General features: G+C 66.6%; 1 protein-coding gene, 1 tRNA gene and 1 pseudogene. 2 read left to right on the top strand and 1 reads right to left on the bottom strand.

Translation table 11 applies throughout. The annotated features are described in order from the left end of the window. Positions 1–55: 55 nt before the first annotated feature. A tRNA-OTHER gene (locus AB0O58_RS12330) sits at positions 56–162 on the bottom strand. Here AB0O58_RS12330 and AB0O58_RS12325 point away from each other — a divergent pair. Together AB0O58_RS12325 and AB0O58_RS12320 are read left to right on the top strand one after the other, a co-directional pair. After that, positions 115–11,019, top strand: coding sequence for an amino acid adenylation domain-containing protein (locus AB0O58_RS12325; RefSeq protein WP_366238232.1), 10,905 nt, complete (start codon positions 115–117; stop codon positions 11,017–11,019). The genes AB0O58_RS12330 and AB0O58_RS12325 overlap by 48 nt on opposite strands. A gap of 53 nt (positions 11,020–11,072) precedes the next feature. After that, positions 11,073–12,479 (top strand): annotated as a pseudogene (locus AB0O58_RS12320) (AMP-binding protein); the annotation flags it as partial. Between the last annotated feature and the right edge of the window lie 54 nt (positions 12,480–12,533).

Below are 12,533 nucleotides of genomic sequence, written 5' to 3'. Positions count from 1 at the left end.
GAATTGACGCCGATCGAAATTTCCGCGCATCAGGTGGCCGATGCCATGCGCGAGCTGGCGACGACAGGATTCGACCTGTCGAAGGACCTCCCGTTCCGTACCCGGTTGTTCGAGGTGAGCCCCACCGAGCACCTGCTGGTGTTCGTGGTGCACCACATCGCCGCCGATGGTTTCTCGCTCGGCCCACTCACTCGCGACGTCATGAATGCCTATGCGGCGCGGTCGATGAACCAGGAGCCGTACTGGACTCCGCTTCCGGTCGACTACGCCGACTACAGCCTGTGGCAGCGCGAGGTGCTGGGCTCCGAGGACGACCCCACGTCCGTGGTCTCGCAGCAGATCGATTACTGGACGACGACGTTGGCCGGTCTGCCCGATCAGCTCGATGTGCCCTCCGACCGTCCCAGGCCGGCGGTGGCATCGAACAGCGGTGCGCTGGTGCGTTTCTCGATCGACGGAGAACTGCATCGCGCTCTGATCGAGGCGTCCCGACGTGAGAACGCGTCGCTGTTCATGCTGGTGCACACCAGCCTCGCCGTACTGCTGTCACGGTTGTCCGGCGAGACCGACATCGCCATCGGCACACCGGTCGCGGGCCGCGGTGAAGCCGCGCTCGACGACCTGATCGGCATGTTCGTCAACACCCTCGTGCTCCGAACGGAGATCGACACCGCGCGCAGGTTCGACCAGGTACTGGCCGATGCTCGCGAGACCGATCTGTCGGCGCTCGCGCACGTGGACGTTCCGTTCGAGCGTCTGGTGGAGATCCTCAACCCGGTACGTTCCACGGCACGTCATCCCCTCGTTCAGGTGGTGCTCGCGTTCCAGAACCTGGGTCAGAAGGATCTCGAACTACCGGGACTGTCGGTCTCGGGCGTCGACTTCGAGACCCTGGTTGCACTGTTCGACCTGCAGTTCACGTTCGTCGAATCGTTCGGGCCCAGTGGCGCGGCGCAGGGTATGACGTTCGATGTCACCTACGCCACCGACCTGTTCGACGAGTCCACGGTGGTCACCCTGGGTGAGCGTCTGATCAAGGTCCTCGAATCCGTCGCCGACAATCTCTCGACCGTCGTGGGCGACATCGAACTGCTCGACGACGTCGAGTACAAGCGCGTGCTCGACGACTGGAACGACACCGACCACGACGTCGACCGGTCGCAGACGCTGGCCTCGCTCGGGCGGTCGGTCGAATCCGACGGAACCGCACTGGTTTTCGGTGACGAGTCGGTGTCCTACGGCGAGTTCGACGCACGGGTGGCTCGTCTTGCGCGGTACCTCGTCGATCGTGGTGTCGGGCCCGAGACCACCGTGGCGATCGCTGCCCGTCGTTCGGTGGAGCTCCTCGTCGGAATTCACGCGATCGTCGCGGCGGGCGGTGCCTACGTACCGATCGACCCGGATCAGCCTGCCGAGCGAATCGCGCATATCCTGCGCACCGCGGCACCGGTGTGCGTACTGAGCACGTCACGAGACTCGGTGGATGCCGACGGGCTCGACGTGATCGACATCGACGTTCTCGACCTGTCCGGGGTCTCCGATGCACCGATCACCGACGCGGACCGAATCGGTGCACTGGCCCCGACGAACACCGCATACGTCATCTTCACGTCCGGGTCGACCGGGCAGCCGAAGGGCGTGGCCGTCACACACGAGGCAATCGTCAACCGTCTGCTGTGGATGCAGTCGGAATACGAGCTCGTCGCCGACGATGTCGTGTTGCACAAGACCCCCGTCACGTTCGACGTGTCGGTGTGGGAACTGTTCTGGCCGTTGCAGATCGGGGCGACGCTGGTCATCGCGAAGCCGGACGGGCACCGAGACCCGCAGTACCTGCTCGAGACCATCGAGGCGCAGTCGGTCACGACCGCACACTTCGTGCCGTCGTTGCTCGAGGTCTTCGTCTCCGTCGTCGCAGCCGATTCGTCGTCCGCAGCCGCGTCGCTGCGGACTCTGTTCGCCTCCGGTGAGGCGCTGCCCGCCGAGGTCGGCGAACGCGTCCGTCGCGTCCTGCCGGGCGTGGCGCTGCACAACCTCTACGGACCCACCGAAGCGGCTGTCGACGTCACCTATCACGAGGTGTCGGACGCGGACGTCGACCTGGTTCCGATCGGTGTTCCGGTGTGGAACACCAGAACGTACGTCCTCGACTCCCGACTGTCCCCGGTTGCTCCCGGGGTCGCAGGTGAGCTCTATCTCGCCGGAGTCCAACTGGCCCGCGGCTACCTGGGTCGAGTGGATCTGACGGCAGATCGATTCCTGCCGGATCCGTTCGGCGAACCGGGTTCTCGTATGTACCGCACCGGCGATCTGGTGCGCTGGCGGGAGTCCTCGTCTCACATCGGGCGTCTGGAGTACTTGGGCCGCACCGACTTCCAGGTCAAGTTGCGTGGTTTGCGCATCGAACTCGGGGAGATCGAGACCGTGCTGCGCCGGCACCCGTCGGTGGAGTCGGCCGTGGTGCTGGTTCGGCAGACGGCCGTCGCCGGAGATCAACTGGTCGCCTATGTGGTCCCCGCCTCCGGTGCGACCGTCGACGTGGCCGACCTGACGGCGTTCGCCGCCCGCTCGCTCGCCGGGTACATGGTTCCGGCTGCGACCGTCGTGCTCGACGCACTTCCGCTGACCGCCAACGGCAAGCTCGACCGGCGCGCGCTCCCGGCACCGGATATCGAGCAGCGTGCCTTCCGCGCTCCGACGACCACGTCGGAAATCGTGGTGTCGCAGGTGTTCCGCGACGTGCTCGGCGTCGATGTCGTCGGAGCCGACGACGAGTTCTTCGCTCTCGGCGGTAACTCGCTCGTGGCGACCAGGGTGGCGTCGCGCATCGGTGCCGCGACGGACACCACGGTCAGTGTTCGGACCATCTTCGAGGCGTCGACGGTGGCGGCTCTGGCGGCGAAGCTGGACGAACTCTCGGGATCGGGACGAAAGACTCCTCTGGTGCGCACCGAGTTGCCGGACTTCGTTCCGCTGTCGCTCGCCCAGCGCCGGATGTGGTTCCTCAACCGTTTCGATGTCGATTCGGCAACGGAGAATCTGCCCGTCGCCATCGAACTGATCGGTGACCTCGACGTCGTCGCGCTGCGCTCTGCCGTGGCCGACGTGATCGAACGGCACGAATCGCTGCGCACCGCCTACCCCGAGGTGGACGGGGTGGCCTCTCAGGTCATCGTCCCCGCAGCGCAGGTAGCTCCGGAGCTGGCACCGACGAAGGTCACCGCCGACGACGTCACCGCCGCCCTGGCCGAGTTCTTCGTGCAGGGCTTCGACGTCACGGCCGCACCCCCACTCCGCGCCATTCTGCTCGAGCTCGACTCGAACCGGCATGTGCTGGCCTTGGCCACACATCACATTGCCGCAGACGGTTTCTCGATCGGACCGATGACTCGCGACCTCATGGTTGCGTACGCGGCCCGGAGTGCAGGCAGCGAACCGGGTTGGGCGCCGCTCGCGGTTCGCTACGCCGACTACACCCTGTGGCAGCAGACCGTGCTCGGTTCCGAGAGCGATCCCGATTCACCGGTGTCCGGCCAGATTCGACACTGGACGCGAACGCTGTCGGGACTGCCGGACGAGAGCACGTTCCCCGGCGACCGAGTGCGTCCCGATCGGTCGTCCTACCGCGGCGGCAACATTCGGCTGACGCTCGATGCGCAGACGCATGCGCGCCTCGGCGCGGTAGCCCGCGCCAATCAGAGCTCACTGTTCATGGTGTTGCACTCTGCTCTCGCGGTGTTGCTCTCCCGGTTGTCGGGCGAAACCGACATCGCCATCGGTACTCCGGTCGCCGGTCGCGGTGAGGCGGCACTCGACGACGTCATCGGTATGTTCGTCAACACCCTCGTGCTGCGCACCGAGATCGATCCCGGTGCTGCCTTCACCGATCTACTCGCCCGTACGCGCAACACCGATCTGTCGGCGTTCGCGCACGCGGAGGTGCCGTTCGAGCGACTCGTCGAGGTACTTGACCCACCGAGGTCGGCCGCGCGGCATCCGCTGATCCAGGTGATGCTGACCGTGCAGAACATGGAGCAGACCGAACTCGAGCTCCCGGGTCTGACCGTGCGCGGAGTCGATCTCGACGTCGAGACGGCGAAGTTCGACATCCAGTTCACGTTCACCGAGAACCAGGCGGACGGCAGCTCGGCCATCGACGTGACGTTCGCCCGTGATCTCTACGACGACGACACAGCGCGCGCCTTCGGTGAGCGCCTGATCCGCGTGCTGGAGTCGGTCGGTACCGATGCCGAGCAGCCCGTCGGGGACATCCCGGTGATGGATACGGCCGAGCGCGATCACGTTCTCGCCCTCGCCCAGGACGCACCGGCGGTCGCGGATTCTGCCGACTCCATCGTCTCCCTGTTCGCGGCCAGGGTCGCGCAGAACCCGGACGCTGCCGCCGTCGTCTTCGACGGTCGCTCGCGCACGTACGGAGACATCGACACCGAGTCGACGGCACTGGCGAGAGTTCTTGTCGCACAGGGTGTCGGCCGCGAATCCGCGGTCGCAGTCGTACTGCCTCGCACGGCCGATCTCGTGGTGGCGCTGCTCGCGGTGCTCAAGGCCGGAGGTGCATACGTACCGATCGATCCGTCGTACCCGGCCGATCGCATCGAGTTCGTGCTCGCCGACTCGCGTCCCGCCGCGGTACTGACCTGGACCGGCGTCGAGGTCGCGCTACCGCCGGAACTGCCCAGGGTCGACATGGACACCCCAGCGGACGAGTCCCGGTTCGCGACGGACGTTCTGCCGACGGTGACGGCCGCAGAAGCTGCGTACGTCATCTACACCTCGGGTTCGACCGGCACCCCCAAGGGCGTCGTCGTCCCGCACCGCAACGTCGTCCGCCTGCTGGCGAACACCCAGCGGCACTTCGATTTCGGCCCCGCCGACGTCTGGACTCTGTTCCACTCGTTCGCGTTCGACTTCTCCGTGTGGGAACTGTGGGGCCCGCTCACCACGGGTGGCACCGTCGTCGTGGTCGACTACTTCACGTCGAGGTCGCCGGAAGCGCTGCGCGAGTTGTTGATTCGCGAACGCGTGACCGTGCTCAACCAGACCCCGTCTGCTTTCTACCAGTTCGACCAGGCCGACCGCACGGCATCGGGTGCTGCCGAGTACGCGCTGCGCTACGTCGTCTTCGGCGGAGAAGCGTTGGAGCTGCGTCGATTGAGCGGTTGGTTCGATCGGCACGGCGATCGTTCCCCACAGTTGGTCAACATGTACGGCATCACCGAAACCACCGTCCACGTCTCGCATCGGGCTCTCGATGCGCAGGCTGCCGCGGAGGCATCGGGGTCACTGGTGGGTCGGGCGATCTCCGGGTTGTCCGTGTACGTGTTGGATGCGCGACTCGGCCTCGTGCCGGCGGGTGTCCCGGGAGAGATGTACGTCTCGGGCGGTCAGGTGGCGCGGGGATACCTGGGTCGGCCGGACCTGACGGCGACACGATTCGTGGCAGATCCCTTCGCAGGCGACGGTTCCGTGCTTTATCGCACCGGCGACGTCGCCCGGTGGTCGCCCACCGGTGAGCTCGAATTCGTCGGTCGCGCAGACGATCAGGTCAAGATCCGCGGCTTCCGCATCGAACTGGGCGAAGTCGAATCGTCGGTTCTGTCGGCTCCGGCCGTCGGACAAGCCGCGGTGATCGTGCGCGAGGACGCTCCCGGTGCCGCGCGCCTTGTTGCTTACCTGGTGCCCGCAACCGGTTCCACGATCGACGTCGACGCCGTCCGTGCGTCGGTGGCCGAGCAGCTCCCCGAGTACATGGTCCCGTCGGCGTTCGTGGTGCTCGACGCAATTCCGTTGACCACCAACGGAAAGCTGGACCGGCGAGCCTTGCCCGAACCGGCCGCACGAACCCGTGAGTTCAGGCAACCGACGACTCCGATCGAGTCCATGGTCGCCGAGGTGTTCGCCGACGTCCTCGGTCTCGACCGGGTCGGTCTCGACGACGACTTCTTCGAACTCGGCGGCAACTCTTTGGTGGCCACCCAGGTGGTGTCCCGACTCGGTGCCTCCGCCGACACGACGGTCCCGGTTCGGGCATTGTTCGAGGCCCCGACGGTCGCGGCACTCGCGGCGAGGGTCGAGCAGGGCTCGGGCGCGCGGCCGGCGCTGGTGCCAGGGCCTCGTCCCGATCGAGTTCCACTCTCGCTCGCACAGCAGCGGATGTGGTTCCTCAACCGGTTCGACTCGGACTCGACGGCGTACAACATCCCGTTCGCTCTGCGCCTGAGCGGCGATCTGAACGTCGGCGCGTTGCAGAGCGCGGTCTCGGACGTCATCGAGCGGCACGAGACACTGCGATCGGTGTACCCGGATTCGCCCGAGGGACCGCATCAGGTGGTCGTGCCGATGTCCCAGGTGCCGACGACTCTCGACGTGATCGACACCGACGCGGAATCGGTGACCGCTCGGGTGCTGGAGCTGCTGGCGTCGACGTTCGACGTGACCGCAGAGGTTCCGTTGAAGACCTCGCTGTTCCGAGTCTCCGACACCGATTTCGTGCTGGCGATGGTGGTCCATCACATCAGCGCCGACGGTCTGTCGATGATGCCGTTGTCGACCGACGTCATGACGGCCTATGCCGCCCGTACCCGGAAGTCCGATCCCGCATGGGCTCCGCTGCCGGTGCAGTACGCCGACTACGCGCTCTGGCAACGCGACGTTCTCGGCTCCGAGGACGACGCCGAATCGATTGCAGCGCAACAGATTCGATACTGGTCTGCCGCGCTGTCGGAGTTGCCCGAGCAGATCGAGCTACCTCTCGATCGCCCGCGTCCGGCGAGCCAGACGTTCCGCGGCAATCGCATCGATTTCCGAATCGACGTCGACGCGCACGCGCGTCTCGCGGAACTGGCCCGCGCGCACAACGCGACCGTCTTCATGGCCGTGCATGCGGCCTTCGCAGTGCTGCTTTCGCGGATCTCGGGGTCCTCGGACATCGTCGTGGGTACACCCATCGCAGGTCGCGGCGAGGCCGAGATCGAGAATCTCGTCGGCATGTTCGTCAACACCCTGGTGTTGCGACTCGATGTTCCGGGCGAGGCGACCTTCGGTGATCTCCTCGACGCCGCACGTGAAACCGATCTGCAGGCGTTCGCCAACTCGGACATCCCGTTCGAGCGGCTCGTCGACGTGGTCAACCCCACGCGCTCGACGGCTCGGCACCCGCTGTTCCAGGTCGGCTTCTCGTTCCAGAACTTCGCTCGCCGCGAGTTCGAGCTCGACGGGTTGGAAATCTCGGCGCTCGACACCGAGACCGGCAACTCCCAGTTCGATCTGCATCTGATCGTGTCCGATGCCCAGCAGGGCGACGGCGCGGCAGGTGGCTTCGATGCCCTGCTGACCTACGCGACGGATCTGTTCGACGAGAGCACCGCCCGTTCACTCGTGGCCCGCTTCGAGGCCGTGCTGGCCGCCGTCGTGGCGTCGCCGTCGACACCCATCGGCGATCTCGACGTGCTGCTGGACGGCGAGCGATCTGCGATCGTCGAGGACTGGAACGACACGGTTCACGATTTCGGTGCCGTGGAACACACGACCCTTCCCGATCTGTTCGGTGCAGCCGCCGAACGCGACCGCGCTGCAGTCGCACTCGTCCACGACGACGGCGTGGTGACGTACGGAGAGTTCGCCGAGCGGGTCTCGCAGCTCGCGCGCCACCTGATCGGCATGGGTGTCGGGCCGGAAGTGCCTGTCGGCCTTGCCATTCGGCGCTCGGTCGATCTCCTCGTCGGCATGTACGCCATCTCGACGGCAGGCGGGGCGTACGTTCCGATCGATCCGGACCAGCCGGCCGAGCGCAACGCGTTGGTCCTCGAGACAGCCGCTCCTGCGTGCATTCTGATCTCCGGCGATGTGGGTGCCGAGATCACCGATGCTGCCCCGATCGTGGATCTGGCCCGGTTCGACACCGATGCCTACTCGGGTGGTCCGGTGGACGCGTCCGAACGCACCGGGGTGCTCACCGCAGCCAACACCGCGTACGTCATCTTCACGTCCGGATCGACCGGTCGTCCGAAGGGCGTTGCGGTCTCGCACGGTGCCGTCGTCAACCAGCTGAACTGGCTGCGTGCGGAGTACGCACTCGACGAGACCGACGCAGCGCTGCTCAAGACCGCAGCGACGTTCGACCTGTCGGTGTGGGAGTTCTGGTCGCAGCTGACCTCCGGCGGACGGCTCGTCGTGGCCGAGGCCGACGGTCATCGTGACCCCGACTACCTGCTGGAACTGATTCGCACGCAGTCGGTGACGACACTGCACCTGGTGCCGTCGATGCTGTCGATGCTCGGCACCGTCGCCGCAGGCGAGGTATCGCCGAGCCTGCGGCGGGTGCTGGCTATCGGTGAGGCACTGCCCGCTGCCGTCGCACAGGAGTTCCGCAAGCGGAACGGATCGACCGACCTGCACAACCTGTACGGGCCGACCGAGGCAGCGGTGTCGGTGACCGCGCACGCGGTGACGGACGCCGATACGACCGCGGTGCCGATCGGTGTTCCCGAGGCGAACACGACGGTGTTCGTGTTGGACTCGCGGTTGCATCCGGTGCCTGCGGGTGTCAGCGGCGAGCTCTACCTGGCCGGCGCGCAGCTGGCGCGCGGCTACTTCGGGCGCGCGGACCTGACGTCGGAGCGATTCGTCGCCAATCCGTTCGATGCGAACGGTTCTCGGATGTACCGCACCGGCGACCTGGTGCGCTGGCGGGTGCCCGTCGTCGACGGAACGCCGGCCCCGGCGCACCTCGAGTACATCGATCGGGCCGACTTCCAGGTGAAGATTCGCGGATTCCGCATCGAGCTCGGTGAGATCGAAGCGGCCCTGCGGTCGCAGCCGGCAGTGGCAGATTCGGCCGTCGTGGTGCACAGCGGCGAGTCCATGGGTGACCAGTTGGTGGCCTACGTCGTCGGCCGGGCCGGGGAGGTCGTCGATGTCGCGCACGTCGAATCCGAACTCTCGCATCTCGTTCCGTCGTACATGGTGCCTGCGGCATTCGTGGTGCTCGAAGCGCTACCGCTCAATGCCAACGGAAAGCTGGACCGAAAGGCGCTGCCCGCGCCGCACTTCGAGGCCACCGAGTTCCGCGCACCGGTCACCCCGATCGAGGAGATCGTCGCGACGACCGTTGCCGAACTGCTCGGGCTGGACCGCGCGGGGCTGGACGACGACTTCTTCGCCCTCGGCGGAAACTCGTTGATCGCAACCCAACTGGTCTCGCGCCTCGGCCAGGCTCTCGACGCGCAGATTCCCGTGCGATCGGTGTTCGCGGCGTCCACGGTGGCGGGCCTCGCTGCACACATCGCGCCGCTCGTCGGCGGCGGTGCCCGCCGGGAACTGACGGTTCGCGAGCGTCCCGATCGACTACCCCTGTCGATCGCCCAGGAACGGATGTGGACGATCAACCGCATCGACCCGGGCTCGTCCGCGTACAACATCCCCGTCGCGGTGCGGTTGACCGGTGCCCTCGACATCGCCTCGCTCCGCGGCGCGTTCGACGATGTGCTCGGTCGCCACGAGATTCTGCGGACGGCCTACCCCGATTCGGTCGACGGCCCGGTGCAGCAGATCGGTGGCGTCGCCGACGTCGGGGTGGAGCTCGAACCCGAACAGGTGGCACCGGACGCCGTGGTGTCCCGCCTGACGGACGTCCTCGGTGCGGGATTCGACGTGACGAAGACCGTCCCGGTCCGGGCTGCGCTGCTGCAGGTCGGCGACGACGAACACGTCCTCGCCGTGGTGGCTCACCACATCGCCGCCGACGGGTTCTCGATGGGGCCGTTGATCCGCGATGTCATGGTCGCTTACACCGCTCGGGTGGCGGGGGAGATGCCGTCGTGGGCACCGCTGCCGGTGCAGTACGCCGATTTCGCGCTGTGGCAGCGTGATGTACTCGGCCGCGAGGACGACCCGGACAGTCCACTGGCGAAGCAGCTGGCCTACTGGACCGCCGAGCTGGCGGGAGCGCCGGAACAACTGGCACTGCCGCTCGATCGCCCACGGCCACCTCGACCGACCATGGAAGGCGCGTCGTACGGCTTCACGTTCGGTTCCGACGTGGCGTCGGCCATAGAGAAGATCGCCCGCGAGCATGCGGCGACGACGTTCATGGTGGTGCACAGCGCGTTCGCGGTTCTGCTGGGCCGGTTGAGCAACTCGTCGGACATCAGCATCGGCACCCCGACCGCAGGACGCGGCGAGGAGCAACTGGACGACCTGGTCGGCATGTTCGTCAACACGTTGGTGCTGCGCACGCAGATCGACCCGAACGGCACGTTCCTGGACCTGGTACGTCAGGCGAAGGACAAGGACCTCGCAGCGTTCGGCCACGCGGACGTTCCGTTCGAGCGGCTGGTCGATGCGCTCGGCCGCGCTCGGTCGAGCGCCTACACACCGCTGTTCCAGGCGATGTTGACGTTCCAGAACCATGCGACGGGCACGTTCGAGTTGCCGGGCCTGCAGGTGCAGGCGCTGCCGGCAGGCGACGATCAGGCGAAGTTCGACCTTCAGCTGACCGCCGTCGAGAACTTCGACGAGACCGGAGCGCTGCAGGACATCGAGGCGACGTTCACCTACGCGACGTCGATCTTCGACGAATCGACGATAGCGACGTTCGCCGAGCGGCTGTCGAAGATTCTGCGGACGGTCGTCTCCGATCCCGAGGTGGTGCTGCGATCCATCGACATCCTCACGGACGAGGAGAAGGCCGAGTTCGCGCCGCGCGCCAAGCCGAAGACGGTCGACGATCTACCGCAGTTGATTGCCGACGCAGCGGCGACCGCGCCCGATGCGGTGGCGCTCGAGCACGAATCGACGAGTGTCGATTTCGCGGCCCTGAACGCCAAACTGACGCAGATGTCGGCGACGATGGGCGCGGCGATGAAGCCGCAGGCTCTGGTGACGGTCACGCTGTCCGCACTGATTCCGGGCATCTTGCCCGCCCTCGGTGCAGAGGGGTTGTCGACCGCTCTGGCATCGTTGATCCAACGGGCGGAGTCGGTGATCGCGTCGTCGTGACGAAAGCCGAGCTCGCCGGTTGTGCACGTGGATCGATCAGGAGGAATAGTTAGATGGCGGTTGGACGTCGACGCGAGGCAGCATTGACGGTCGAGGACCTTCCGCGCTTGGTTCGGAGCGTCGCTGCGGTCGAACCGGACCGCGTGGCGCTCGCGCACCTCGGCACGGAGTTGACCTACGCCCGGTTGGACGAGGAGATCACCACCCTCGACACGGCCATGGGTGGGGTTCTCGGCCCGGACGCGCTGGTCCCGGTCGTGCTGTCCAACACCGTTCCCGGCCTCATCGAGGCCACCGACGGTGGTCTCGACGCCGTGGTCTCGTCGGTGGTCTCCGATGCCGCGACGGTTCTCGGTGACGACGACTCGGCGTCGAGCCCGGCCGAACCCGAGGCAACCACCCTCTACACCCTGTTCGCCGATCAGGCCGAGCGGACACCGGACGCACCCGCGCTCGTGTTCGGCGGCGAGAGTCGGTCCTATGCCGAGTTCGCAGAGTCGGTCGAACGCCTCGCCCGGGTTCTGATCGAGCGGGGTGTCGGCCCGGATTCGACGGTGGGGCTGTCGATCCGCCGCTCGTTCGATCTGCTGGTGGGTATGTACGCCATCTCGGCAGCCGGTGGTGCCTACGTTCCGTTGGACCCCGAGCACCCGGTGGATCGACTCGCCTACGTCCTCGATACCGCGCGACCGGTTCTGGTGCTCACGACATCGGAGGACCTGCCGCAGTTGCCGGACGGCACGCAGACTCTGCTCGTCGATGCCGTCGACGTCACCGGCGTGACGGGAGGGCGCATCACCGATGCGGACCGGCTCGGCACTCTCGGTGAAGACGACCTCGCGTACGTCATCTTCACGTCCGGTTCGACCGGGCGTCCGAAGGGCGTGGCGGTGGGCCACCGCGCGATCGTCGCCAATATTTCATGGCGGCAGCGGGAATACACGATGACCCCGGCCGACGTCGTCTTGCAGAAGACGCCGTTCACGTTCGACGTGTCGGTCTGGGAGTTCTTCTGGCCGTTGCAGATCGGCGCGACACTGGTGATCGCCGAGCCCGACGGGCACCGCGACCCCGCCTATCTCGCCCGCGTCATCGATGAACACGGCGTGACGGTGACCCACTTCGTACCGTCGATGCTGTCGGTCTACGTTGCCGAACCCACCGCCGCACAGGCCGATTCGCTTCGCATGGTGTTCGCCTCCGGTGAGGCGCTGCCGGCGCGCACCGTCAACGCGTTCCACGCGATCTCCGGTGCCGAGTTGCACAACCTGTACGGTCCCACCGAAGCAGCCGTCGACGTCACGTACTACCGAACCCAGCAGGTGGAGGACGGCTCGGTACCGATCGGTGCTGCCGTCGACGACACCGACCTCTACGTGCTCGACGAGGGTCTGCGGCGCTCACCCCGGGGAGTCGAGGGAGAGCTCTATCTCGCGGGCGTGCAGCTCGCTCGCGGATACCTCGGACGCACGGACCTGACGTCCGATCGATTCGTCGCCGACCCGTTCGGTGAG

Origin of the sequence: Rhodococcus sp. NPDC080181 (assembly GCF_040702225.1) — a bacterium.
Taxonomy (GTDB): Bacteria; Actinomycetota; Actinomycetes; order Mycobacteriales; family Mycobacteriaceae; genus Rhodococcoides; species Rhodococcoides fascians.
The sequence above is the reverse complement of the archived record's forward strand: the minus strand, read 5'-3'. Positions and strand labels throughout refer to the sequence as shown.